At 44.4% G+C, this 26,468-nt stretch carries 23 protein-coding genes; 15 read left to right on the top strand and 8 right to left on the bottom strand.

Annotated features, from left to right (window positions below; all coding sequences use genetic code 11):
* Positions 1 to 36 precede the first annotated feature (36 nt).
* Positions 37 to 1,371, top strand: coding sequence for a dihydroorotase (locus ACAW87_RS14915; protein ID WP_370724240.1), 1,335 nt, complete (start codon positions 37 to 39; stop codon positions 1,369 to 1,371).
* A 56-nt stretch (positions 1,372 to 1,427) separates the two neighbouring features.
* On the opposite strand, the gene ACAW87_RS14910 is transcribed toward ACAW87_RS14915, so the two are convergent.
* The 7 genes from ACAW87_RS14910 to ACAW87_RS14880 all read right to left on the bottom strand — a co-directional run bounded on the left by ACAW87_RS14910 (position 1,428) and on the right by ACAW87_RS14880 (position 5,988).
* Positions 1,428 to 1,766, bottom strand: a complete 339-nt coding sequence (locus ACAW87_RS14910) for a phage holin family protein (protein ID WP_370724238.1) — start codon at positions 1,764 to 1,766, stop codon at positions 1,428 to 1,430.
* Between the two features lie 166 nt (positions 1,767 to 1,932).
* The gene (hisIE, locus tag ACAW87_RS14905) at positions 1,933 to 2,535 is read right to left on the bottom strand and encodes a bifunctional phosphoribosyl-AMP cyclohydrolase/phosphoribosyl-ATP diphosphatase HisIE (protein ID WP_370724237.1); all 603 of its coding nucleotides are present in this window, start codon (positions 2,533 to 2,535) and stop codon (positions 1,933 to 1,935) included.
* A gap of 139 nt (positions 2,536 to 2,674) precedes the next feature.
* Entirely contained in the window at positions 2,675 to 3,436 is a 762-nt protein-coding gene (hisF, locus tag ACAW87_RS14900; protein ID WP_370724235.1) for an imidazole glycerol phosphate synthase subunit HisF, read from the bottom strand.
* A gap of 12 nt (positions 3,437 to 3,448) precedes the next feature.
* The gene (gene hisA / locus ACAW87_RS14895; protein ID WP_370724233.1) at positions 3,449 to 4,183 is read right to left on the bottom strand and encodes a 1-(5-phosphoribosyl)-5-[(5-phosphoribosylamino)methylideneamino]imidazole-4-carboxamide isomerase; all 735 of its coding nucleotides are present in this window, start codon (positions 4,181 to 4,183) and stop codon (positions 3,449 to 3,451) included.
* 67 nt (positions 4,184 to 4,250) lie between these two features.
* Positions 4,251 to 4,613, bottom strand: a complete 363-nt coding sequence (locus ACAW87_RS14890) for a four helix bundle protein (RefSeq protein WP_370724231.1) — start codon at positions 4,611 to 4,613, stop codon at positions 4,251 to 4,253.
* 92 nt (positions 4,614 to 4,705) lie between these two features.
* The gene (hisH, locus tag ACAW87_RS14885; RefSeq protein ID WP_370724229.1) at positions 4,706 to 5,299 is read right to left on the bottom strand and encodes an imidazole glycerol phosphate synthase subunit HisH; all 594 of its coding nucleotides are present in this window, start codon (positions 5,297 to 5,299) and stop codon (positions 4,706 to 4,708) included.
* 77 nt (positions 5,300 to 5,376) lie between these two features.
* Entirely contained in the window at positions 5,377 to 5,988 is a 612-nt protein-coding gene (locus tag ACAW87_RS14880) for a transposase (RefSeq protein WP_370724227.1), read from the bottom strand.
* A gap of 306 nt (positions 5,989 to 6,294) precedes the next feature.
* On the opposite strand from ACAW87_RS14880, the gene ACAW87_RS14875 reads away from it, so the two are divergent.
* The 10 genes from ACAW87_RS14875 to ACAW87_RS14830 all read left to right on the top strand — a co-directional run bounded on the left by ACAW87_RS14875 (position 6,295) and on the right by ACAW87_RS14830 (position 18,873).
* Complete coding sequence (locus tag ACAW87_RS14875) at positions 6,295 to 7,290, top strand: GDP-mannose 4,6-dehydratase (protein ID WP_370724225.1); 996 nt, start codon at positions 6,295 to 6,297, stop codon at positions 7,288 to 7,290.
* A 141-nt stretch (positions 7,291 to 7,431) separates the two neighbouring features.
* Positions 7,432 to 9,807, top strand: a complete 2,376-nt coding sequence (locus ACAW87_RS14870; RefSeq protein ID WP_370724223.1) for an SLBB domain-containing protein — start codon at positions 7,432 to 7,434, stop codon at positions 9,805 to 9,807.
* A gap of 8 nt (positions 9,808 to 9,815) precedes the next feature.
* A complete protein-coding gene (locus ACAW87_RS14865; protein ID WP_370724221.1) occupies positions 9,816 to 10,892 on the top strand; it encodes a Wzz/FepE/Etk N-terminal domain-containing protein in 1,077 nt (358 codons plus the stop codon).
* Positions 10,893 to 10,918: 26 nt separating this feature from the next.
* Positions 10,919 to 12,412, top strand: a complete 1,494-nt coding sequence (locus ACAW87_RS14860; protein WP_370724297.1) for an oligosaccharide flippase family protein — start codon at positions 10,919 to 10,921, stop codon at positions 12,410 to 12,412.
* Positions 12,413 to 12,435: 23 nt separating this feature from the next.
* On the top strand, positions 12,436 to 13,179 hold the full coding sequence (locus ACAW87_RS14855) for a glycosyltransferase family 2 protein (protein WP_370724219.1): 744 nt from the start codon (positions 12,436 to 12,438) through the stop codon (positions 13,177 to 13,179).
* A gap of 35 nt (positions 13,180 to 13,214) precedes the next feature.
* Positions 13,215 to 14,105: a glycosyltransferase gene (locus tag ACAW87_RS14850; protein WP_370724217.1), complete on the top strand. Its 891-nt coding sequence runs from the start codon at positions 13,215 to 13,217 to the stop codon at positions 14,103 to 14,105.
* A 36-nt stretch (positions 14,106 to 14,141) separates the two neighbouring features.
* A complete protein-coding gene (locus ACAW87_RS14845) occupies positions 14,142 to 15,935 on the top strand; it encodes a hypothetical protein (protein ID WP_370724216.1) in 1,794 nt (597 codons plus the stop codon).
* 17 nt (positions 15,936 to 15,952) lie between these two features.
* Positions 15,953 to 17,236 carry an O-antigen polymerase gene (locus ACAW87_RS14840; protein ID WP_370724214.1) on the top strand — a complete coding sequence of 428 codons (1,284 nt, stop codon included), beginning with the start codon at positions 15,953 to 15,955 and terminating at the stop codon, positions 17,234 to 17,236.
* Positions 17,237 to 17,240: 4 nt separating this feature from the next.
* Positions 17,241 to 17,945 carry a glycosyltransferase family 2 protein gene (locus ACAW87_RS14835; protein WP_370724212.1) on the top strand — a complete coding sequence of 235 codons (705 nt, stop codon included), beginning with the start codon at positions 17,241 to 17,243 and terminating at the stop codon, positions 17,943 to 17,945.
* Positions 17,946 to 17,967: 22 nt separating this feature from the next.
* Positions 17,968 to 18,873 (top strand): glycosyltransferase family 2 protein, encoded by a 906-nt coding sequence (locus tag ACAW87_RS14830; RefSeq protein ID WP_370724211.1) that lies wholly within the window; start codon positions 17,968 to 17,970, stop codon positions 18,871 to 18,873.
* Positions 18,874 to 18,882: 9 nt separating this feature from the next.
* Here ACAW87_RS14830 and ACAW87_RS14825 read toward each other — a convergent pair whose 3' ends face one another.
* Entirely contained in the window at positions 18,883 to 20,505 is a 1,623-nt protein-coding gene (locus tag ACAW87_RS14825; RefSeq protein WP_370724209.1) for a glycosyl hydrolase family 28-related protein, read from the bottom strand.
* A gap of 485 nt (positions 20,506 to 20,990) precedes the next feature.
* Here ACAW87_RS14825 and ACAW87_RS14820 point away from each other — a divergent pair, with 485 nt between their 5' ends.
* The 4 genes from ACAW87_RS14820 (at position 20,991) to ACAW87_RS14805 (ending at position 26,329) form a co-directional block, all read left to right on the top strand.
* A complete protein-coding gene (locus ACAW87_RS14820; RefSeq protein ID WP_370724207.1) occupies positions 20,991 to 21,932 on the top strand; it encodes a class I SAM-dependent methyltransferase in 942 nt (313 codons plus the stop codon).
* Between the two features lie 250 nt (positions 21,933 to 22,182).
* On the top strand, positions 22,183 to 22,884 hold the full coding sequence (locus ACAW87_RS14815; RefSeq protein WP_370724205.1) for a glycosyltransferase family protein: 702 nt from the start codon (positions 22,183 to 22,185) through the stop codon (positions 22,882 to 22,884).
* Positions 22,854 to 24,635, top strand: a complete 1,782-nt coding sequence (locus ACAW87_RS14810) for an autotransporter outer membrane beta-barrel domain-containing protein (protein WP_441656226.1) — start codon at positions 22,854 to 22,856, stop codon at positions 24,633 to 24,635. The genes ACAW87_RS14815 and ACAW87_RS14810 overlap by 31 nt, the downstream gene beginning before the upstream one ends.
* A 119-nt stretch (positions 24,636 to 24,754) precedes the next feature.
* Positions 24,755 to 26,329 carry a capsule assembly Wzi family protein gene (locus ACAW87_RS14805; protein ID WP_370724204.1) on the top strand — a complete coding sequence of 525 codons (1,575 nt, stop codon included), beginning with the start codon at positions 24,755 to 24,757 and terminating at the stop codon, positions 26,327 to 26,329.
* Positions 26,330 to 26,468 lie beyond the last annotated feature (139 nt).

Here is a 26,468-nt window from a genome sequence, read left to right as displayed (position 1 = left end):
CGTTAAATCCCTTTAATCCGCGTTCCCATAAAACGTATGACCTACCGTATTCTTAACGCCCAAATTATCAACGAAGGGCAAATTCAACAGGCTGACCTGCGCATTGAAAACGGGTTCATTACCGAAATAGGCGCACACGTAACCGCCAAACCCGGCGATCAGGAAATCGACGCGGCGGGTCAATATCTGTTGCCCGGCGTGATCGATGATCAGGTACACTTCCGCGAGCCGGGGTTGACCCACAAAGCCACAATCCGCAGCGAATCGCGGGCGGGCATTGCCGGGGGTGTCACTACATTCATGGAAATGCCCAACACCACGCCCAACGCCCTGACGCAGCAACTGTTACAGGACAAATACGACATTGCGGCGGCCACGGCTTTCGGTAATTACTCGTTCTTCATGGGTGCCTCGAACAACAACCTCGACGAGGTGTTGCGCACGGATGCGCAGGCTGTTTGCGGTATAAAAGTGTTTATGGGCTCGTCGACGGGAAACATGCTGGTAGACAATGAGCAAACGCTGGATGCGCTGTTCCGGGAGTGCCCCATGCTGATTGCGACCCATTGCGAAGATGAAGCCACCGTTCGCGCCAATGTTGAGCGCTACAAAGCGGAGTTCGGCGACGATGCCCCCGCCCGGATTCACCCGCTCGTACGCGATGAGCAGGCTTGTCTGGTTTCGTCGTCAATGGCCGTTGCACTGGCTCAGAAACACAATACCCGACTGCATATTCTCCACCTGACAACGGCGGATGAGTTGGGACTATTCCGAAACGATATACCGTTGACGCAGAAACGGATTACAGCCGAAGTTTGCGTGCACCACCTGCATTTCACGGCCGATGACTACGAACGGCTGGGGAATCAGATCAAGTGCAATCCGGCCATTAAAGCGGCGCACCACCGCGATGCCCTCTGGACTGCCCTGCTCGACGACCGCCTCGACATCATCGCCACCGACCACGCGCCGCACACCTGGGACGAAAAACAGCAGCCTTACTGGCAAGCCCCATCGGGTTTACCACTAGTACAACACCCGCTACTCCTGATGCTGGACTACGCGAAACAGGGCAAACTATCGCTTGAGAAAGTAGTGCAGAAAATGGCCCACGCGCCGGCCGACTGTTTTCAGATCGATCGTCGTGGGTACGTTCGCGAAGGCTACTGGGCCGATCTGGTGCTGGTTGATCCAACACAGCAGACGGTGGTAACACCGGAATCGATCCTGTACCAATGCGGCTGGTCACCGTTACTGGGCGAAACGTTTAACCACCGTATCACCCACACGTTTGTGTCAGGTGAGTTGGTGTATGAATCAGGTACGTTCAAAACAGAAAAAGCCGGGCAACGCCTGGCTTTTAATAGGTAACTCATTCACTATTAAGTCTATAAGGTCTTTTTTGAAACCTTATAGACTTGGGAAATCTAGTTTACGATTGCATCGATCAGCCAGGTCACGATTGACACCACAAAGCTGAACAGCAGGGCTGCAATAAATCCGCTAACGGCGAAACCGCTCACCAGGTAAGCCGCCAGATAAACCATCAGCACGTTCAATACGATCAGAAACAGGCCCAGCGTGATGATGGTGATCGGAATGGTCAAGATGGTCAACACGGGCTTGACGAATGCGTTAAGCAAGCCCAGCACAATGGCAACGATCAGGTACGTGGTGGGACCACCCGACACGCGAATGCCCGGAACGAAGATGCTGGCGATGTAAACGGCCACTGCACTGATTAAGATACGGATAATGATGCCCATAGCGACAGAAGGTTTGGGGGTTATGTGTGAAAAAATAGATGCTAGATAGTAGACGTTAGATAATAGACTTAACTGTACCTGTGCGAGGCCTATTTTAGTCCAATATCCAACGTCTGATAGCTAGTATCCAAACAGAAACATTAGCTGTCAAACCCCAGACGTTTGTCTAATGTTTGTCGTGCCGTTGCTGAAGTACGGCAATAATATCATCCAGACGCATATTTTTCTCTTCCAGCAGCACCAGAAAGTGGAACATAAGGTCGGCTGCTTCGCCCCGGAAAAGGTCATCGTTATTGTCTTTCGCTTCAATAACCAGTTCAACGGCCTCTTCGCCCACCTTCTGCGCAATCTTATTCACGCCCTTCTTGAACAGAGAAGCCGTGTACGATTCATCCGATGGGTTCACCTTTCGATCGTGGATAATTCCCTGTAAGTAATTCAGGAACTGGCCTTTACCTGTATTTACCTCATCGAAGCAGGTATCAGCGCCGGTGTGGCAAGTTGGTCCGTCGGGCGTTGCCTTAATGAGCAGTGTGTCGCCATCGCAATCGACCAGTATCTGCTTAACGTGCAGAAAATTGCTCGATGTTTCGCCCTTTGTCCAAAGGCGTTGTTTGCTACGGCTGAAGAAGGTGACAATACCGTCTGCCTCTGTTTTGCGATAGGCTTCTTCGTTCATATAGCCCAGCATCAGCACTTTACCCGTCACGGCATCCTGAATCACGGCAGGCACCAGCCCATCGGGCGATTTATCGAATTGAATAGTCATTTTTAGTAGTCATTAAGTAGTCATTACGCTTCGCCGTCACTAGGTTGTCATTAAGTAGTCTTCAGTCGTAAAACAATCAATGACGCAACGCAAATGACGGCGAAGCGTAATGACTACCTAATGACAGCGAAGCGTAGTATCAAGTTGTTAACCGCATGGATATACCCTGTTGGTGCAGGTACGTCTTCAGGTCGGGAATACTAATTTCTTTGAAGTGAAAGATACTCGCTGCCAGCCCGGCATCAGCTTTTCCGGTGGTGAATACGTCCGTGAAATGGTCCATCGTACCCGCCCCGCCCGACGCAATCACCGGAATGTTGGCCGCACCAGATACCGCTGCCGTCAGTTCGAGGGCGAAACCGGCTTTGGTACCGTCGGTATCCATCGAGGTCAGCAGAATTTCGCCGGCACCACGCTCCTCTACTTCTTTGGCCCAGGCCAACGTACGTAGTTCTGTAGGTCGACGTCCACCGTGTGTATGCACAACATGCTCACCATCAACGTACCTGGTATCGATAGCGACGATCACACATTGGCTTCCGAACTCAAGCGCTAACTCATTGATAAGCGCCGGGCGACGGACGGCCGACGAATTGATCGATACCTTATCGGCCCCCGCGTTAAGCAATGCGGATACGTCGGCGATCGATGAGATACCACCGCCCACAGTAAACGGAATATTGACCGCATGGGCCACGCGCCGAACCAGATCAAGCAGCGTTTTGCGCTCGTCTACGGTGGCTGTAATGTCCAGAAAAACCAGTTCGTCAGCACCCTGCGCGGCGTAGATAGCCCCCAGTTCAACCGGGTCACCGGCATCGCGCAGGTCAACGAAGTTTGTTCCCTTCACGGTGCGGCCATCTTTAATGTCGAGGCAGGGAATAATGCGTTTTGTCAGCATAAGTTAGTACAGCTAATTATTACGCGCCTGTTCATTGATGATCGACAATTCTTTCAACGTTACCCGACCTTCGTAAATCGCTTTACCGACAATGACGCCGAACATATTCATCTCAGCCAGTTTCTCAATGTCGCCCATGTTGCTTACACCGCCACTGGCCACAATGTTCAACTTCGGCGATCGCTCTTGCAGGTTGCGGTACAGATCAAACGATGGTCCTTGCAACAGGCCGTCTTTGGCAACGTCGGTACTGATGATGTGGGTTATCCCCTTATCCACCCAGTTATCCACAAAATCATAGACCCAAATCGTGGTGGCTTCTTCCCAGCCACCCACAGCAATTTTCTCGTTCTTCGCGTCGGCACCCAAAATCAGCACGTCGGCCCCGAAACGCGACAGCCACCGCTCAAACATATCGGGATTCTTCACAGCAATGCTTCCGCCGGTCACCTGCTTGGCCCCGCATTCAAAAGCAATCCGCAAATCGTCATCTGACTGCACACCTCCGCCAAAATCAACATGTAGTTTGGTTTTAGAAGCAATCAGCTCCAGTACTTTGTGGTTGATGATCCGTTTTTCTTTGGCGCCATCCAGATCGACCAGATGTAGACGGGTTAGGCCGGCATCTTCAAACTGTTGCGCCACTTCCAGCGGACGGGCATTGTATTCTTTTTTCTGAGCATAATCGCCCTGGGTAAGCCGAACCGCTTTCCCATCAATCAGATCAATAGCAGGTATAATGTGCATTTATAAAGAGGCAAGAAATGAGAGGCAAGAAGTAAGAAATGAGAGGCAAGAAGTAAGAGATTAGAGGCTAGAAGTGTGTGGAGAGCTTTTTCTGAAAACCGAATATAACTCGTTGCACCTCCTGAATCTGTAGGGATAAGTTATCTAACGCGTCAGAAGGCAAAAAACCAAGATCAGCAGACAAGATTAACTGTGTTTCCAATTCGTAGGCTGATGACAAACTCATTGATAAAAACCGATGAAAATCTTTATCTGTCCTACCAGACCCTTCTGCGATATTGGACGGAATGGAAATGGCCGCCCGCCGCATTTGTGAACAAATTCCATATCGTTCGTCAACTGGGAAAACTACCGTCAATTCGTAGATAGCTTTGACTAGAGACCGGCTCAACTGCCAAGCTTTTAAATTTTTAAAATTGTGACTTTGCATTACAAATGAGGGTTAAGTACGAACTGCAAGCTAAGGCACTTAAGCCAAAGCAACGCGTCTCACTTCTTGTCTCTCATCTCTTACTTCTCTTCTTACAGTTTCAAAAAATTCTCAAGAATACGCTGCCCTACGTTGCCGCTGATTTCGGCGTGGAACTGAGCGGCGTAGAAATTATTTTTCTGGAGCATGGCGCTGAACGGCCTACCGTAGTCGCAAACAGCCGTTGTGTCGGGGCAAACATCAGCGGCGTAGCTGTGCACGAAATAAACGTACGGATCAACGGGCAAACCGGTCAGGCCTTCGGTAAGCGGGCCACGCAGGCTGTGGATATTGTTCCAGCCCGTATGCGGCACCTTTCCCGCCGATGCCGGGAACCGCCGTACGTCGATATCGAAGATTCCCATGCAGGTGGTATCGTTTTCTTCCGAATAGCGACACATCAGTTGCATGCCCACACACGTACCCAACACCGGTTGCGTCAGGCTGGGAATCAGCTTGTCTAGCCCCCGTTCGCGCAGGTACGTCATGGCCGTGCTGGCCTCCCCTACGCCCGGGAAGATCACTTTGTCAGCGGCCCGGATCGTAGCTTCGTCGTCGGTCAGTTCGTAGCTGGCTCCAATACGGTCGAGCGCATACATCACCGATTGCACGTTGCCTGCGTTGTATTTGATGATAACGGTATTCATATGTTCACCGGAGCGCTGCTCCGGTTATTAGTTGCAAAAACTCTTTCAAAAACGGAATACCACTCCGTTGAACATCTTTACCAATACGCTTTATTCACGTAGGAATAGGGCCACTTTTCCCATTCATCAACTAAACCCGCCTTTACTGGATTCTCCAAAGTATACTCGATAATTCGCCTCAATTCACGATCATCTCGGACGATATGATCGCACGATTCATCATGCCAGAATGTGCCGGATCTTTCTAATAGTACATTGGCCGATTTAGCGACATAAGCGTGTAACGACTGTAAAATTCGGTGCAACGGACGCGTTGAAACGCCCAAACGACGTGTATCGATAACCAGATGATAATGATTTGACATAACACAAAACGCAACTAACTCGAAATGAACATCATGCCTATAGCGTATTGCTTCCATGAGTACGTTTGCAACAGCAGGTTTAGCCAGCCAGTATGGCCCATTCTGTGGGTTGTCTAAACACGTATCAAAACGGGCAAAGTCTCGCTTTCGTTGGTTGACTTTGTCAACTTTTGTCTGCTGGTTATCCAATAAATTCGCCCTAGTCTGTTCTTCACGTAACTGCTCGAGTACTGCCATAGGTAAGCTACCATGCAGCCTCGCTGTGACGAAGAAAATTGCATATACAGGCTGGATATGTGGCAAATCACGATAGTACTGTTTCATCTGTTCAACGGAGTGCCACTCCGTTTTTTCAAGTAAGAATCGCTTTTTGTAGCGGAGTGCTACTCCGCTAAACAGAAAACCCGGCTCCTGGCAGAGACGGGCTGGTCTATTCGTGAGTCAATATTGAATAGTCACAAGACATAGCCATCAGTCTGCGTTAGCAAACAGGGCGATGATACACTGAAAAAATGGCCTTGCGACGAATCATGGTGTAAATTTACGACAGCCTATCGAGAACGCCAATTAAGGCGACTAACCTTGTAGAATAGGGCTTGCTTATCAATCAGCCTATTTTTTAACGATTACATGAGCGAAACAACGAAAACAGCCCTCATCTGCGGCGTATCAGGACAGGATGGTGCGTATCTGGCCAAACTGCTTTTAGATAAAGGATATACGGTATACGGTGGCTCCCGCGATGCACAAATGTCGTCGTTCAGAAATCTGGAACGTCTGGGCATTCGGGAACAGGTCAATTTGGTATCGCTCAGTATCAGCGACTTTCGCAGCGTACTGCAGACGCTCCAAAAAGTCAGGCCTGATGAGGTTTACAACCTGGCGGGGCAAAGTTCGGTCGGTTTATCCTTCGAACAACCCGTTGAAACACTGGAGAGTATCAGCATAGGTACATTGAACCTGCTTGAATCCATCCGGTTTACCAATCAGCCCATCCGCTTTTACAATGCCGGGTCCAGCGAATGTTTTGGCGACACAGGTACGCTGTCGGCTGACGAGAACACACCATTCCGGCCGCGTAGTCCATATGGTGTTGCCAAAGCGGCGGCCTTCTGGCAGGTAGCCAATTACCGGGAAGCCTATCAACTTCATGCCAGTACAGGTATTCTGTTTAACCACGAATCACCATTGCGGCCCGAGCGGTTTGTGACGCAGAAAATTGTGTCGGCCGCCTGTCGCATTGCCAACGGAAGCCCGGAAAAGCTTACGTTGGGCAACATCGACATCGCCCGCGACTGGGGCTGGGCACCTGATTATGTAGAAGCCATGTGGCTCATGTTACAGCGCGATACGGCCGATGACTATGTCATTGCCACTGGTAAAACCCACACACTGAAAGATTTCATTGCTACCGTTTTTGATCAGGCTGGTCTCAACTATGAAGACCATGTGGTGACCGACCCGCAGTTTTTTCGCCCCACCGACATTGCCGAAGGACATGCCTACCCGGCCAAAGCAAAGCTCAAATTGGGCTGGGCCGCCAAACACACGATGGAAGAAGTAGCCCGTATGATGGTTGATTCGGTGATGACCAGAATGATAGCCAAAACAACTTCTAGTCACTAAAATTCATTTATTGACTATCCGTTTTCACATTAAGTGATCTCTTGTCCTGTCTCTACCAAACGCCACTCCATCAAACGGGCCGTTGCTTTTCCTAAAACCGTAGTAGATTTGTAGTCTAATTCTGGTCATCGACCCCTTGTCATGTCCGCAACTATTTTGGCAATACCTTCTCATTTCCGTATCAATCGTCTTTTTCGGGGCTTGTGTAGCCTGTTATTGACAATACTGACATTTGCCGCTCTGGCCCAATCCCGGGTTGATCAGTTATCTGATGAGCAGGTACAGGAATTTTACCGACGCGCACAGTCTAGTGGTCTAAGCGAAATTCAGATTGAGCAGGCCGCTATGTCGCAGGGCTATACACTCGATGACATTTCTAAAATGCGGCGGCGTATTGCTCAGATCCGGGCCAAAGCCCCCCGTTCGTACCAGGGCAGTGGTGACACAGATACCAGCTTTACTCGTTCATCACCAACAGGTTTGTCGCGCCGCCGCCTCGACTCGCTGGGCTTGCCACGGATCGACTCAGCCAATGTTCGTAGCCGTGTGTTTGGCGCATCGCTTTTCCAGAACGCCAGCCTCTCGTTCGAGCCCGACATTCGCATTGCTACACCGCGTAACTACATCGTTGGCCCCGACGACGAAATTTTGCTCGACATCTACGGTGCTTCGTCCGAAAACTTCAGACTGCGCGTTACGCCCGAAGGAACCGTTAAGATCCCGAATTTGGCACCCGTTATCGTCAGCGGCCTAACGGTTGAGCAAGCCGAACAACGCATCATTGCCCGCCTCCGGCAAGGTGGTTTCCAGGGCCTCAACACCGCAGGGAGTGGCACGTACGCCAGCGCTTCTGTTGGCAAAATCCGAAGCATCCGCGTCACACTGGTTGGCGAAGTAGTTCGCCCAGGTACGTATACTGTCTCCTCACTGTCGTCAGTTTTCAATGCCCTGTATTTAGGCGGCGGCCCTAATCCGGAAACGGGTTCCTTTCGACGTATTCAGGTGATCAGAGGAAACCGGATTGTCCGTACCGTTGATCTTTACGACTTTCTGCTTCGCGCCGATCAGCGCGACAATATTCGCCTTCAGGATCAGGATGTTATCCGGGTTGCCGAATACCAGACTCGCGTAGATGTTCAGGGCGAAGTTCGCCGCCCTTATCTGTTTGAATTAGTACCGGGTGAGACGTTCCAAAATTTGCTTACCTACGCGGGCGGCTTCAACGAAGAGGCTTATACTGCCTCTGTATCGGTACGCCGCAACACACCTCGTGAACGGAAAGTGCTTACGCTGGTACCAGAGGAGTTTGCCCAGTTTATACCGCAACGGGGCGACCGGTTCACCATTGGTCGTATTCTGGAACGGTACGAGAACCGGGTTCAGATTATGGGAGCCGTGATGCGCCCTGGTGACTATGCGCTGGGAAATGGCATTAGCACAGTTGGCGAGTTGATCAGAAGAGCCGATGGACTTCGTAAAGATGCCTTCACCACCCGCGCCAATATTTTCCGTGAGAAAGAGAACACAGACGCTGAGAACATCACATTCGACGTAGCCAAACTGCTCAATGGAACGGTGGCCGATATTCCGTTGCAACGACAGGATAGCGTCGTCATTCAGTCGATCAGGAATTTGCGCGAAGCCTATTTTGTGTCCATTGAAGGAGCTGTAAACAAGCCGGATACGTTCAATTTTGCGGATAACATGACCGTATCGGATCTGATTACGCTGGCGGGCGGCTTCCAGGAAGGAGCTACTGCCAACCGGCTGGAAATTGCCCGACGTGTCCGTAGCGATTCAACGAGCGAGCCCAACAATACAGCGATCTATCGTTTCTCGCTCGACCGTCAGCTTCGGCTCAACCCCAATGACGCCCAATTTACCCTTCAGCCGTTCGATATCGTTTACGTGCGCACCCAGCCCTATTATGGCAACCAACAGCAGGTAGTTGTCACGGGTGAAGTTATCCACTCAGGTACGTATGCCATTTTAAACCGAACCGAGCGCATCAGCGATATCATCACCCGGGCAGGAGGCCTAAAGCCCGACGCTTACTTACCCGGCTCGCAACTGATACGGACTGGTCAGGTAGTGGGTACGGATATTCGCGCTGTGCTGGAGAACCCCAAAAGCGAGGGCAACCTACTGCTACAGGATCGGGACACACTCTTTATTCCCCGCCGATCAGACGTTGTACAGATTCAGGGAGCGGTACTGAACCCATCGACAGTCAGTTACGAGGAAGGACTATCGCTTGACGATTATATCTCATTATCGGGCGGATATACGGAAAACGCTCGTCCAGGGCGCTCGTATGTCATCTACCCAAATGGCCGCAAAGATCGTACAAAGCGTTTCATCGGATTCAGGGCATATCCTGATATTCAACCTGGGTCTACGGTTGTTGTACCTTTCAAACCACTGGACAATAACCGCCTGAGCACTATAGAACGCGTAACGATTTTATCAGTAACAGGTTCGTTGGTTTTAGCTGTGTTAAACTTCCTGAGACCCTAATATAAGCTATGACGATCAGCGACCATCCAGAGCACGCTAAGCAACCTGATGATAAGATCATGGAAATTCACCTTGATGATATCATTTCTTTCCTGAAGCGAAGCCGAAGAGCCATGATCTTCGGTGCGCTGATTGGGGGCATATTGGGGGCTTTGTATGCGTTTTCAAAGCCTAACGAGTACACCTCGCAGGTTATCGTGCTCCCTGAACTACAATCTAAAGGGACAAATCTAGGTAATTTAGGATCGTTAGCTGGGTTAGCAGGTATTGACGTGAATAGTATGACTGGTGGCACAGATGCTGTTCGTCCTGAGCTATACCCAAATGTATTGCAAAGTGTTCCATTCTTTTTATCACTACTCAGTAAGCCTGTTTATGTAAAAACACTTAAGCGCGGTATGTCTTTGGAGACATATTTAAATGAGACGCACAAATTAGGTTTGTTAGGATCACTTAGTCCGAGTGATCCAGAGGAAAAAATCACCAGAGATTTAGCTGATACGAGCAGTGCACTTCGAATAACTAAAGAAGAAGAGAGACTTTCGAAAGCATTGCTAGAGCGTGTTACAGGTACGTACGATAAAAAATCGGGTATGTTAACGATCAGTTCTACAATGCAGGACCCTGTTGTGGCAGCTATCGTATCAAGGCACAGCCTCACTTACCTTACTGACTATATTACAACTTATCGCACAGAGAGAGCTCGCCGCCAAGTAGATTTTTTAAGCCAGCAGTTATCATCTGCCAAGCAACGTTATCAGAGCGCCGAATATAATCTGTCTAGTTACAGAGATCGAAACCGGAGTGTTTTCCTTAACACAGCTAAAATAGAAGAACAGCGTATTCAGGCTGACTTCCTATTAGCTCAGGATCTCTACAATACGCTTTCTAAACAGTATGAAATGGCGAAAATAAAAGTTCAGGAAGAAACGCCTGTATTTAAAGTTATGGAGCCAGCCCAAGTGCCGTTAAAAAAAAGCGGTCCTAAACGGTCAGTTATCGTTCTTGTTTGCGTCATTGTGGGTGCTCTGCTTGCGCTGCTTTGGGTAAGTTTCCTGGGCTACCGCTTGGGCAAAACTATTTAACGTTCTTTTCATCGGCTCTTGTTAAAATGTTCAAAAACGGTTTATACAACCTTTTGGGTACAATAGCCCGTCTTGCTCTAAGCATAGCCTCGGTACCATTACTTCTCCGTTTCTTAGGCCCTTCTGACTATGGGTTATATGCCATACTGATGGCGATCATCAACATATCGGTGTTGTCGGAATGGAGTATATGTATGGTTTTAATTGTATTTGTGACTCAGGCCGTAGCTAAACCAAGAGAGCCTACTGCTTTATTGGGTAATACATTACGACAGGCCCTTGTACTTGTAGTTTGCCTAGCGATAATTACGGCAACGCTATTGTGGTTACTGTCTCCGTTTATGGCACTGGCTTTCCCAAACCTGAGTGAAAGTCACAGAATACTTCTTAAACGAGGGTGCCAGTTATCGGCAATTGTCGTGTTCTTCAGGTTACTTCAGCAATTTTTTATTGGGCTTGAGCAAGCGCATGGTCATTATAAGTTGCTAAACTCAATTGGTACCATCTTTACGATCAGCCAGACAGTACTGATTCTGGTAGCAGCTTACTGGCAAAAGGGTTTGTTAGCTATAATCAGTGTTCAAGCAGCCGCCACAGCTGTCTTTCTATTTATTCACGGAACTTGCTGTTACCAATATGGTTGGTTATCTCCTCTTCGACAGGCTGATAAAAATCAATGGGATCAATTTCCCAGAATGTTGATGTACAGTAGCAGAACCTTCATCGGGGGTATCGGATCGGCTTTCTTTAGCCAGGGAGATCGCTTAGTTGTAGGTCGGCTTCTAGGGTTGGAAGCATCGGGCTTTTACGCTGCTCTAGCTAGCGTGGCTACGCAAATTCATACTCTTTCCACTATTGCCATCCAGCCACTCGTTCCTACACTCACAAAGTTGGTGGAACAGGTGAGTTTACCCAACAGCCCTGCTTCCACTCAAGAATCCTTGGAAACAACCATAAGTCGCGCCTTAAAAATCAATGCAATTTTAGCGGTTGGTTTAGGCAGCCTTATAATGATGATGGCTCCAGAATTGAGCGCATTCCTGTTCAAGCATGACCTTTCAAAATTGACCTTAACATCGAACGGACTAAGGGTAATAGCATTCATTTATACCTTGTACTCATTGAATGCAGTTGGCTACTACATGCTGCTAGCAATAAAGCGAGAAATAGTTACAACGATGCTAACCCTTATATGCGGTTCAGCTAGTCTGTTACTGGTCGGCATACTAGGACATTTTTACGGGGTTACTGGTGCTTTATATGGAAATGCAGGTTATCTACTAACATTACTCTTGCTGGTTTATGGATTCAAATCGTTCAGCTTACGATGGCAATTGTGGCTGAACGCGATGTGGCAGCCACTACTCATTTTGATTTCAGTCTTTGGGGCGTCCAAGGTTATTGATTCTTTCGTTAACAGAATCGTCTTGTTAATTATGTTGTCACTCATTTTATGCATACCACTAATACAAGAAGGGTGGCAATATTTTATAATTAACCGTAGAAATCGCGACATGTAATAATTTTTTACATTTAAAACGTTATGGAATTAATAAACAATAAACTGCCCCTTATTTCGGTAATAATGCCAACTTATGACGCGGCAAAAACATTAGTACTAGCAATAGAGTCAATAAATCGACAAAATTATTCAAATTTAGAACTTATTATTATTGATGGTAATAGTAATGATGGCACTGTAGATATTCTGAAAACATACGAGACTGGTATTACTTTCTGGATAAGTGAGCCAGACAAAGGAATCTATGACGCGATGAATAAAGGTATTAGCAAAGCAACTGGAGACTGGCTATATTTTCTTGGTGCAGACGATCAACTTAACCCTGATATCTTGAACCAAATTGCGCCGTATCTTGATCTGAAACTAGCAGCAGTTTACGGTGACGTTATTTATGATACAGGAGGTGTTATGCGCTCAAGAGTAGATTTCAGGATACTCATACAAAACACATTACATCATCAGGCTACTTTTTACAACAGAGGCTTATTTACTGATTTCCGTTACAACACTGATTACCGTGTTATCTCAGACTACGAGTTGAATTTACAAATTTACCTGCGTAAGAAGCCTACTTTGTTTGTACCCTACTTAATTGCTACCTGTGGGTCTGTAGGGACAAGCAGCGTATTATCGACAACCGAGGTAAATGACTTACGCGGCAAGTATGTAAAAAACCGGGTCGTTAATTACCTCCTTAATAGTATGCTTGAGTTTTACTATTTTTATTTTAAGTCAAAGAAGAAATTAATGAATCACTTAAGGTAATTTTTTATAGTGAGAATCACACATATGTCAAAGTTATGAAAGACTATATTTCTCTTGAAGATGTTGTCGGAACTGTTATTTTATACAACAGCTCAAATAAGACTTTTGAAAATATTCATACGTATATAAACCAGGTTACAAAACTTTATGTTGTGGATAATTCTACTAATTATAATCATGAATTGATTGATAAAATAAGCGCATTAGACAAAGTACATTATCATTCCTTATCTGGTAATAAGGGCATCGCTGCAGCTTTAAATTGGGCGGCTGACCAAGCAATTAAAGATAATTACTTGGTATTATTAACGATGGATGATGACACTCGTACGCCTGATTTGATGGTAGAGAAAATGCTTGATTTTTGGAATCAATATAGTCATAAGATCGGTATCCTATCGGGTGTTCATCACGACAGACCGGCCACGAAGGCATTTAATAAGGTTCCATTCACGTTAACTTCAGGAAACTTATTGAGCCTGATAGCTTACAAACTAGTTGGCAGTTTTAGAGAAGATTTTTTCATCGATCATGTTGATCATGAATATGGTTTCAGATTAAATAAGTACAATTATGATGTTGTCGAGTTACCTGACATTCATTTAGATCATCAGCTCGGCATTACGAAAAACCTCAAAATAGGTTCTATACAACTTAGAACTTATGGCACAAATACACCTATACGATTATATTATTATGCAAGAAATGGAATGTACATCTCAAAATTATATTTTAAAGAACATCCTTGGTTCGCTTGGTTATATACTAAGGAGATGATTAGAAGATGGATCAAAACACTTGTGTTAGATACAAATCGCCTTTATAGAGCTAGGATGCTTTTGAAGGGTATCATAAACGGTTGGCATGGAAATTTAGGAAATTATTTACCCGATCTTCGAACTAGTGACTGGAGGGACAAAAGCTAATTTTTAACTAATGTAATATCAATAAGTAATTTATGTATGATGAAACAAGCAGCAATTATAACGTTTACACTGTTTGTGGCGTCACTAATTACCCCAAAAGTAAGGGTATCGCCGACAAACGCTATTATTTATCGGCAAACGGATTTAGGTTCGCCGATTTTGCCTATTCAAAGTGCTAGCTGGACAGCTACAGATGCTTTGGGCAGAAAATTGCCAACAGCCGCTCAAACAGGCCCATTTAAAAAAAATAGGTACGTAGGTATTTTCTATTTTCTCTGGCATGGAGAACATGAGAGCAAAACTATTTATGATATTACCAAACTAACAACTCTTAATCGCACTCAACCTAGCTATGGTGCTCCGGGGGTTTTCCATTGGTGGGGTGAACCCGAGGCAAGTTACTACAAGGCGGATGACCCTTGGGTTATACGCCGTAACTTACAAATGCTGACAATGGCAGGCGTCGACGTACTTTTCTTCGACGTTACCAACGCCAGTACCTATCTATCAACGGTAGATAAGCTTTGTTCTATCTCTATTTCGATGCGTCATCAGGGCATACCAACGCCTTATTTCTGTTTTGTCACACACACAAGGGCCACAGAAACGATCACTCAGTTATATCAGCAAATTTACCAAACAGGCAAATATGCTGAACTTTGGTTTCGCTGGTTGGGTAAGCCGCTCATGCTTGGCAAATCGGAAGAAGCATCAAACGCAACAATAAAAGATTTCTTTACATGGCGGTATAGCTGGGCATGGACAGAAGCCGATAAGAATCCACATCACTGGCAATGGCTTGATAACACTCCTCAAAAATACGGTTGGGATAAATCGCCGGAAGTAGCAGAACAAATTCCTGTCGCGGTAGCTGGCCATCCAACATTTAATATTGGAAAGAGCTTCCGCAATGGCAAACCAGCCGCTCTAAAAACGGAAAATGTAGCAACCACTACAAGTCAAGGACTATATTTTGACGAACAGTGGAAGCGGGCGCTGAAGGTGGATCCCCAACTTGTTTTTGTAACTGGCTGGAATGAATGGATTGCACAACGGTTTGTCACTACTCGGGCTGACGAAACAAAGTTCCTTGGGAAGAGCTTGCCCGCTAGGCAAACTTATTTTATTGATCTGTATAACCAAGAATACAATCGGGACATCGAACCTATGAAAGGCGGCTATACGGACAACTATTATTATCAACTAGTGGCTAATGTCAGGTGGTATAAGGGCATGAATAAGCCAGAAAAAGCTACCCCCCCAAAAACAATAGTCATTGATGGCAAATTTAACGACTGGCTTACCGTTCAGCCTGTTTACGTCGACGTGCAAGGCGATGTAATTCATCGTAATCACGCTAGTTTTGGAAACCAAATAAATTATATCAACAATACTGGCCGCAATGACATCATTGAATCGCGAATAACTTATGACAAAACAAATTTGTACGCCTACGTAAGAACAAGTCAGCCATTAACTAAGTCCACAGATAAAAATTGGATGCTATTCTTCATTGATAGTGACCAATCGTTCAAAACAGGTTGGCAAGGTTATGATTACGTGATTAATAAATCTGTAACTAATCAAAAAACGACCATTAGCCAATGGAAGGGCAAGAACTACAAACAGGTTGCCTTAGGACAATTAAGATATACCGGTACTATGCTAGAGCTTAGTTTACCTTTATCCGTTCTAAAAATTAATTCTAAAAAAATGTCAATTAATTTTCATTGGGCTGACAATATTCAACGCTTGTATGACATAAATGAATTTTTCATTAACGGCGATAGTGCTCCTGATCGTCGTTTTAACTATGTATTTAATAACTAATAAATAACATATCTAATATGCAAATTGACTACGACAATCTTTTAGAAATAATTTTATATGGTGTAGGCTTTTTCATTGTCTATTTTATATTTTACAAAAAGTATATTTATTCTCCTTTAGATCCTTTGTTTATCTATGTCTTTACTATATCCTTCGCAAGCGTATTAGTCGTTTACATTTTAGAGGAAAGTCCACTATCACTATATCATTTTTTCATTTGTAATCTTTTTTTATATTTTGGTTTTACATTAGGTACAAAGTGGATGCGTTATAAGAAAACAGATTTGCCAAGCCAAACATGTGATCCTACTTTTTATGATAAGGCTATTTTTAGAAATACAGTATACGTATTATTTTGCTTATATATGCTTGCTAATATTATTTTATTCTACACGACCGGATTCGCTTTACTGAGCGACGAACCAACTGTGGCTAAAGTGGAAAATTTCATAAAGGGGTTTGGAATAATACTTAAAATAAACTGGGGCGTAGGTAGTTTTCTTACAGCAGGCCTAATTTATCTCATCCTATTAGAAAAGAGAGGGGTTGATGGGCTGCTTTTAGGCATAATTGTAGTCTTCACTGCCTTAGAAGGCTCAAAATCATCTCTACTCCGAATTTTAATAACCTTGTTTCTTTTACTAAATCACGCTTTTTTTAGAGACAAACAAGCAATTATCAGAAAGATTAAGTTATTAGCCCCGCTCGGTATATTTGGACTTTTTAGTATATTTTTTATTGTTTTGTTTAAAGAAAATGCTGATTCAGAGCAAGCTATATTCGCTTTTGTTAAGCGATTACTTTATGGCGCGGACTCAACCTTATACTTCTACCACCCGGTTAATGAGCAGTATTTTGCCCGTTTCCATCCGAGCGATTATATATTACATTTTCTCAATCCAATCCTGACTTTCATGCGGCTTGTTCCTAACGAAGAAGCATTAGGTAATGTCATTGTAATGAATGCTCTTCCGGGCGTCAACAATATGGTGAATGGTCCTAATACACCCTATTATGTCGAAGGACAAGTCTATTTTGGATACGTGGGTGCTTTTTTTTATAGCGCAATTATTGGCCTCGCTTATTCCTTAATCCGAGAATATTTCTTTAATACTAAGTATTACTCCGCTTTTTGGTTTGTACTAATTTGTTGCATTTGTCAGCAGGCTTACTTTTTATGCGTTGAGGTGACTCTTTTTATCACACAAGTTTTTGACACACTGTTCTTCGTAATTCCCACATATGTAGTGGTCTCACTTATCATGAGTAGAAAAATTCAATTCAGGAGATTTCATTATTAACTCTATGACCCAAATTAGCGTATGCATGGCCACGTTCAATGGCGAAAAGTTTATTCAAAAGCAGGTAAAGTCTATTCTTGTTCAATTAGGTCAAGAAGATGAACTCATCGTTTCGGATGACAGTTCAACCGACAATACTTTAGCAATTCTTGAGAAGTTAGCTGACAAACGCATAAAAATCACGTTTAATGATGGGCGACCTGGACCTGTAGGAAACTTTGAGCAGGCAATGAAACGAGCTAGAGGTAATATAATTATTCTTTCGGATCAAGATGATGTATGGCTGCCAGACAAAGTCAATACCATTCGGTATTTGTTACAGTCGGCCGATCTAGTTCTTTCCGACTGCCGAGTAGTAGATGAAAACGATGGCATGCTGTATCCCTCTTTCTTTTCTCATCGAAATAGCCAGCCAGGCTTTTGGTATAATTTATACAAAAATTCATATGTAGGATGTTGTATGGCTTTTCGTGCAGAGATACTAACATACGCACTACCAATCCCAGCTAGCATACACATGCATGATTGGTGGATAGGACTATTGGTAGAAGCCAAGGGTAAGACTCATTTCCACTCTAAGCCTTTGATAAATTACGTCAGACATGGATCTAATGCTTCTCCAACTGGTGAAACGGGCTATGACTTCCCGAAACGGCTTCGTAACAGGTTTACATTACTTTGGTATATTATCAAGAGGCTAATAAAGTAGCTTTGCTCAAAAGAAAGCGCAAATGATATCTATAGTTGTCCCAACGTATAATGCTTCGGCTTATCTGCCACAATTGTTACAGCGGCTTAAAGACCAAACCATAAATCACGAGTTAATTATAATCGACTCAGAATCAGACCATGCGACTCAGCAACTCTTTATTCAATATCATGTTGATGTAATTCGAATAAATAAAGCGGAATTCAATCACGGAGGTACGCGTAATCTCGGGCTTAACCTTGCCAAACACGATACGGTCGTTTTCATGACACAAGATGCCTTGCCCGCATCAACTACTACATTACAGACGCTGGTTGATTGTCTATACAGTCGTGAAGATATAGCAATGGCTTATGGTAGACAGCTACCCTACCCGGAAACTGGCACGTTTGGAAGCTTTGCTAGGTCAATAAACTACCCTGCTCAGAGTTTGATCAAGACAAAAGAGTTGATTCCACAAATGGGAATAAAAACCTGTTCTTGTTCAAATTCATTCGCAGTTTACCGCAAGTCAGCTTTGCTTGCCATTGGCGGTTTCCCAACAGATACTATTCTTGGTGAAGACGTGTCAGTGGCAGCTCGTTTTATTTTACAAAACAAAGCGCTCGCTTACTGCGCAGAGGCAGCAGTGTACCATTCACACGATTACACTATAGCAGAAGAGTTTAAGCGCTACTTCGATATTGGTGTATTTCACCGCGAACAGCAGGACGTATTAAGCAAATTTTCCCAAGCGGAGTCTGAAGGAGCAAAGTATATCGTTCATGAATGGCAACATCTTGCCAAGACCGGGCAATTTACATTAATTCCAGTTCAACTCGTTCGGACATTTGCCAAATACACAGGTTACAAACTTGGTCGTATTGAACATAGACTACCTGTCGGCATCAAACGAAAAATTAGTATGCATCGCTCCTTTTGGGGGTAGGTACGTTGCTTATCCAATTGGAATGGGATCGTTGACCAAAAAGTCGCTCTGTATCTCGGTGTACCCATCATAATTCACTGGCTCCCCTGTCCCATTGCCCATTATACGTGGAGTAACACTAACAATACCAATACCGTTAGCAAACGATATATTAACGATAACTCCCACGATGTCTATATAGGCAGGATTAGAAACGCTTTTATCTAACGTGATTACTGTAATTGAAGGTGTATCGAAGACACCATTATATAGTTGATTAACAACAATTTGTGCTTGGAACGAGAGTGTACAGGAAAATCCAGACCCATAGCTGCCACCACGAATAACACCGTCAAGACAAATACGGTAATAACCGCCGTTTATATTAGTAATAGGTAGTTGGTTAGCTTGCCTAAAGCGAAATACCACTGCTGCTGTTATGGACCCTAAGGTACCAGCTGAAACAATTGTATTATCTAGCACTCGAATTCGGCCGCCTTTTTTCTCGAAGGGGTTTTCCGTTTGAAAAACTACATTGTAAGATTTTTTTAATATATCAGCTGAAACAACATATTGGTTATTAGGCAAATCGTAACACGATATCTCGCTGTTTCTAATGAACCCGATTGCCTGTTGATTACCATTAGGAGCAGAATATATTATATACCGGTTAGCGCGTTCGTTGGGATTAGGTAAAGACAACTGTAACTGCAAGCCTTTTATATAGCAACCGGTCATGTTTATTATTTCGGTCATTGGGGCAGTTGAGTTAGCTACAGCTAAATTAATCAGCGTTCCCTCTAAGGTGGCATTGACTAATTGCAATGCCCTTGAAAATGACTCAATTGTAGCGTGAATTCGTAGGTTAGTTGTGTACTGACTACACAAAATAGCAGTTTCGTTTGAGCCAGCAGCTTGAGAGCCGCGCGAGATGTATCCTTGAAAATTTAAGCTATTAGTACCGTTTAAAATCATTGCAGGCTGCCGTTTCTCGTATGCTTGAAGCGAAACGCCTATAAGGTTAGTGACACCCATTGAACCAACACCAGCGGTGAGCGTCTGATTAGGACTTGAAGCAGTATAATTTATATTAGCCGCATTTAGTGAGCTTGAGTTAGTTAGAATTACTGGCGTATTAGCCCTCACGAAGCATTCGTGAACGTAGAACTCTTCTGAACGTATATTAATAATGCCAATCGTTCCCAATCCATTATTAGCTGTAGGAAAATCAAACATTAAGAAAGAACAATTGCGTATGCCACAGTTAAGGCCGCCACTGCTAGTCAGTGCAAACTGCACTCCGATAGTGGAACGATTAGTTGATGTAGGTGTCGATAAGAAGTAAAAATTTTCACAGCCTGCCTGATCAGACCCACTAAAGTCAAACATGATACCACCCGTATTGCCTATTATGCAAGTGTTTAACCACTTACCTCCGTCGCCTGTTAACCATATTCCGCTTATGCCTGTAAGATTAATAGGCGCTGTTATGAGGTAATATCCTGCCGGAAAATAAACAGTGGGCCGGTAAGTTGCTCCACCTGGCGAAGATTGACTCTTAGCGAAGTTGATCGCTTTTTGAATGGCAAGCGTATCGTCTGTATTTCCATCTCCGACAGCACCAAACCGAGTTTCAATAACATTGATTGCCATATATAAAATATGTTTAAATGATTTAACTGCAATATATAAGACGCTGCAATAGCAGCAACATTCCACTTGTAACTACATGTAAAATACTGCTAACATAGCTATTTGACTGATCCTTTCTTACCCAACTGTATTGTATGTATGAGCCAAATTTGTGTGAATCGTGACACTTAGTTAACTTTGTTTGTTAGATTCAGCTTTGAACCTATCTTCCACGTATCTCTAATGATACAAGAGAGACATTCCGAACTTGAGCAAGTCATTTATCGAAAAAGCCATTCATACTGCCTCAGATTCCTACGTAATAGTACCTAAATATTCTTATTGCGCACGTACTTGAATTGTTTTCATACGATATGATATTGATAGAGTGCTAGATATAACGTAGATGGTTTGTATAATTTGAGTTGATTATTTTAGAGTAAAGAATTTTAATAAAGTCATCAGTGTCAACTTAACACCCAGTATCATTTTACTAAATCACATTTATGAGCAGTAACTTTGAGTATATTAATTGCCCTGTTTGTAGTCTTAACAAAACAGAAAAATTATATCCAATTACTTATTTCAATGATGATATACTACCTAAAATAGATGTAAATCATGTCCCAGAAGTTTCTTACGTATATCGTTGCTTAAACTGCGATCACAAGTACGTTAATCCACAGCTATCCGATTCTGCTTTAGACAAATATTATACTCAAGTAAATACAGAATACTACGGTGACCAGCTTGATACTGTTGATAAATTATTGCCTCAACACAAACTAGTTGTTTCATTAATCGAAAAGAAGATTATTAGCGGAAGAATCTTGGAAATAGGTTGTGGTAACGGTTTCCTGTTAAGCCTTTTCGACAAAGAGCGGTGGCATGTTATTGGAGTTGAACCGTTTAGCCCTGCGGTCAAATTCGCTAAAAACAACCTAAAACTAAACGTAGTAGAAGGATACCTTGATAGACAGACTTTCCCCTCCGACTCCAAGTTCGACGTTATTTTGCTGTTTGATGTCATTGAGCATCTTAAACAGGCTGGCGACATGATTGACTTAATAAATTATTACCTCAAACCGGGAGGGTTACTAGTTATTGGAACCGGTGATATTAGTAGCCTACATGCAAAGCTCAGTGGTCGATATTGGTTCTATATGACCTTACGAGAACACTTATCTTTCTTCTCACAGAATAGCATCAGATATTTGCTTAAAGAGTTTGATCCTGTAGAAATAACGTCAGTATCATACATGGGCACGGGTCTACAAAATCTCGTAACGTTTTTAAAGAGTCATCTAATTCGAAAATCTTACAATATTTTTCAGTCGAGCCATTATTGGCTAACTAAATTCAAAGTCACCCGATTCTCTCATGTGCGTATGGAGTCTGCCTTCGACCACATGATCGTAATCGCAAAGAAATGTCAGAAAACTCTATAGTTGCTATAACATCTAACTCTTAAATTAAAATTTGTTATCCATAAATGTGTAAAATAGTCTCACACACCACAACTTGAGCATTGTACGAACACATATTGACAATGTTTTGGTGGTAATTGTACTCTACCAAACGAAATTGTCTGATTCCAAGTCCTATCAGTCATTCGTTAATGAATTCCAACGTTCATATAATATCTTACGAAAAATTGACTTGATAGTCATCAATAACGGACCCATATCAGATTACTCTGTGGTTGATGAGGAACTTATCGAACTACACCCTATCGAACAGCTAGATAACCCGGGCGTTAGTGCTGCATACAATATTGCGGGTCGATTAGCTAAGCGGTTAGAAAAACAATGGCTTTTACTATTAGATCAAGATACTAAACTACCCATTGGTTTCTGGAAGCAATATGAGCTATCAATAGAAAAATACACAAACTCGCCCGTTCATGCCCCTCGATTGTACGACGGTGAGGTATTAGCTTCCCCATGCGGATATTTATTGTACCGGGGGCGGGTATTAACCCAAATAGATGCAGGTATAACACCTATGAGAGGCAGAAATGTACTCAACAGTGGATTATTGGTGAGTGTAGAATCATTTTGGAAAGTTGGCGGATATGACGAGTCCGTGGGTTTATATTTCAGCGATTTTGTTTTTTTCGACCGCTTAAAAAATTCATACAAAAATTTCGCGGTCGTCGATATTGACTTGGCTCATAATTTGTCGAGCAGCGATTATTCGGACCTAGATGTCGCACTTCATCGATTTCATTTGTACTGCAAGGGCGCTTATGCTGCCTCAAAAGGGGATCCCGTTAAGAAATTCCTTTACACAATTACAGTGGGGGCACGAAGTTTGCTAATGAATAGAAGATTTAGCACTTTCCGCTTTAGCAGAATCTTCTTCGACGCTTGGATGTCAGGAAATATGTTCAGAGCATAAGATACAAGCTAACTCTATTTGGTTCCTTAATTAGCCTTTGTTATCTTCAAGCCAAAATCATATACAATATGAAGCAAGTTATACTGCTTGTGTCATTGTGCTTACCCAGTTTAATGGCAATTGCACAAACCAATTTTGTGGCTACAAATCCCTCATCCGCTACACCTGGCTCTGACAACACCTTGGTCGGAGTAGGAGCCGGGAATCTGAACATGAGTGGCGCTAGCAACTTATTTATTGGCAGAGGATCTGGTACTCAGAACATGGCTGGTACACAGAATGCTTTCTTGGGAGCAGGATCTGGTGCTCAAAATACCTCTGGTCAGAATAACGCTTTTGTTGGTTACAGATCAGGTGCTAACAACTCAAGTGGTAACAATAACACTTTTCTGGGATCTAATGCTGGGGTTACGAATGGATCCGGTTACAACAATGCGTTTGTAGGTTATAACTCGGGTTACTTCAACGCCCAAGGCAATAACAATTCCTTCTTCGGCCCTGGATCAGGTTATGCCAATACTGAGGGTAGCAACAATACGTTCATGGGTTCTGATGCCGGAAGTAATAACTCTACAGGTTTGGGGAATACATACGTGGGCTCTTTATCTGGATCGGGCAACATTTCTTCTTCGCAAAACACCTTCGTTGGTGCTAATACAGGTATGACTAACACCGGAGCTTCGAACACGTTTATAGGTTACGAGGCTGGCCGCAATAATAAGTCAGGTAGTAACAACGTATTTGTTGGCTATTTTTCAGGATTAAATAACACTACAGGTTTAGGTAATCTGTTTTTAGGACAGCAAGCAGGTTTGAACAACTCGTCGGGTAGTTACAACCTCTTTATAGGAAACAGTTCAGGAAGTGCTACAACAACAGGCACTGGCAATACAGCTATTGGTGACGGATCTGGACTAAGAAATATTAGCGGCATGCGCAACACAAATATCGGTCAATATGCTGGTGTAGATAATACTACCGGATCAGATAACGTCTTCATTGGATATAATTCTGGGGTTCCAAGTGGTACAGGCAACCTATCTAATGCAATTTCAATAGGGTCGAATGCAAGAGTTACTCAGAACAATAGTCTTATTCTTGGTAACAACGTCAATGTGGGTATAGGTACGTCGGCGCCTAATAATAAACTTGAAGTTGTGAGCGCGGCGAATAACACGTCGGGGCTTCGGTTGACCAATCTGAAAAGCACCAGCCCAGCTACCGTACTCAGCACTACTAAGTTTTTGACGGTTGATGCAAATGGCGATGTGGTAATGGGTAGCACGTCAGGCTCGGCCCGGATTGGTGTCGACGAAGCGGCTACTACCTGGCAGGTATCTGGCGAGAATTTGGTCAATGCCAACGCTGGCGGTGTAGTTATCGGACCGGGAGTGAGCAAGACACCAGCCGGCTATCGCCTGTTTGTGAGCGAAGGCATTCTGACCGAGAAAGTGAAAGTAGCGGTGGCCAATACCAGCGAATGGTCAGATAAGGTATTCGAGAAGACCTATAACCTGCGTACACTGGAGCAGGTTGAGCAACACATTAAACAACATGGTCATTTGCCAGGCGTTCCGTCGGCTGACGAAGTAGTTCGTGAAGGGGTCGACGTGGGTAAAATGGATGCCAAACTGCTGGAGAAAATCGAAGAGTTGACGCTCTACATGATTGAGCTCAAAAAAGAGACACAGGCACTCAAAGCAGAGAACAGCCGAATCAAACAACAGCTTCGTCGGAATACCCGTCGCTAAGTCGCCTATACGAATTCAGTAAATGAGCCGTTGACTCACCAAGGCCACCTCGCCCACGAGGTGGCTTTTTTCATTATGGCCAGATTGGTAACTACCTTTGCCGGGGGTGAACGTATCCTTTGCAACAGACTCTTACACCGATCTGGACTAAGTTCATTAATTGGCTCTCACTAGTGAAATACTTCTTTTTCTCAGGTCTATTCCTTCTCGGTTCTCAAACCCTGATTGCTCAGTCGCCTGCCGTTCGGGCACCAGATAGCTATCAGGCCGAAGTAGGGACTATTCTCTCCACTTCGTCAAGAACGCCATTCTGGTTGCGCGCCAATCAGTTCGGATCCGTTCCCTACAATGCCCCCTCTGCTACTGCTCGCATTGGCCTCAGTAGTGACTATGACACGACCAGACACAAGTTTGATATTGGTTATGGCGCTGATTTGCTTGTAAACGGGTCAAACAATGCGTTCTTCCCTCCTACTCAGAAGGTATTGTTGCAACAGGCCTACGTCAAGGCTCGCTATGGAATAGTAGAAGCTTACATAGGCAGGCGACGTGAAGTTTTTGGTCTGGTCGATACGCTTCTGACATCAGGATCGTATAGCTGGTCGGGTAATGCCTTGCCGATACCTAAAATTCAGATCGGTATTCCGCAATACACACCTATTGGTTTCACTAAAGGCTGGCTCTCGGTGATGGGTACGTTCGCCCACGGATGGATGGGAGGCACGTACGTTCGCCATACCTTTTTACACCAGAAATCGCTGTTTTTTCGAGTCGGTAAAACACAAAGCACATTTCGGGCCTATGGCGGAATCAATCACGACGTAGTTTGGGGAGGGGTTAGCCCCGATCTGGTAGGTACCGGCATAGTTACCTCCGAACGTCTGCCTGCCAGTTTCTACGATTATCTGTTGGTGGTGACTGGCCTGCGAACGGGCAGCCAGTCTATTATCCCAATCGGCACCGATCTAACCGACTTCGACATTACAAACCGGATTGGCAACCATCTGGGCTCTATCGATTTAGCGCTTGAAATTGACCTGCGTAGACATTCTCTGTTTATGTACCGGCAAAATCCGTTCGACTCAGGTGCCTTGCTTTACCTGACCAGTATTTCTGATGGGCTGAACGGAATTCGGCTGAGAAACCACAAGCCCGATGCCTTATTTCAGAATATACTTTTCGAGTTTCTAAATACGGCCAATCAGGGTGGCCCAGAATTTGTGATCGATGATCCGAAGCGCCGGGGGAAAGTGAATTATTTCAATAATGCTCAATTTCGCGATGGATGGGCCTATCAGCGTCAAACGATTGGAACACCGTTTATAAACCCACATTATAACATAAACGGACGGACTTCTTTTGGTGGTTATACGATCAATAATCGGATCAATGCCTGGCATCTGGGCGCTTCAGGTACGTTACCAATTCGAGCAAGCTGGCTAAAACAAAGCCCCTCCTATCTAGCCAAAATCTCATTGAGTAAAAACCTGGGTACGTATGATAATCCTTTTCCAAAACCACTTACTCAGTTTTCTATGCTGCTACAGGTAGCTCTTCCCGTTAATGGACAGGGCAGCATAGGTTCATTACTGAATGGTACTGAGGTAATTACAAGGCTTGCTCTTGATGCAGGAGGCCTGTATCCTGCTGGGGCAGGAGTCTATGCAGGTGTGAGACGGGCATGGCGCAAATAGGATTTTTCTAATAATTCGGCGACGGCAAATGATGTTGCTCTTGCATAAAGAACCTATATTTGCTCTTGCGACAATGAGCCATTACCTAAGAAGGTCTCGCCTCGTCTTTTTCTGAGTTGTACCTTACAGTGCTCAACAA

This window comes from Fibrella aquatica (genome assembly GCF_041321135.1).
Taxonomy (GTDB): domain Bacteria; phylum Bacteroidota; class Bacteroidia; order Cytophagales; family Spirosomataceae; genus Fibrella; species Fibrella aquatica.
The sequence above is the reverse complement of the archived record's forward strand: the minus strand, read 5'-3'. Positions and strand labels throughout refer to the sequence as shown.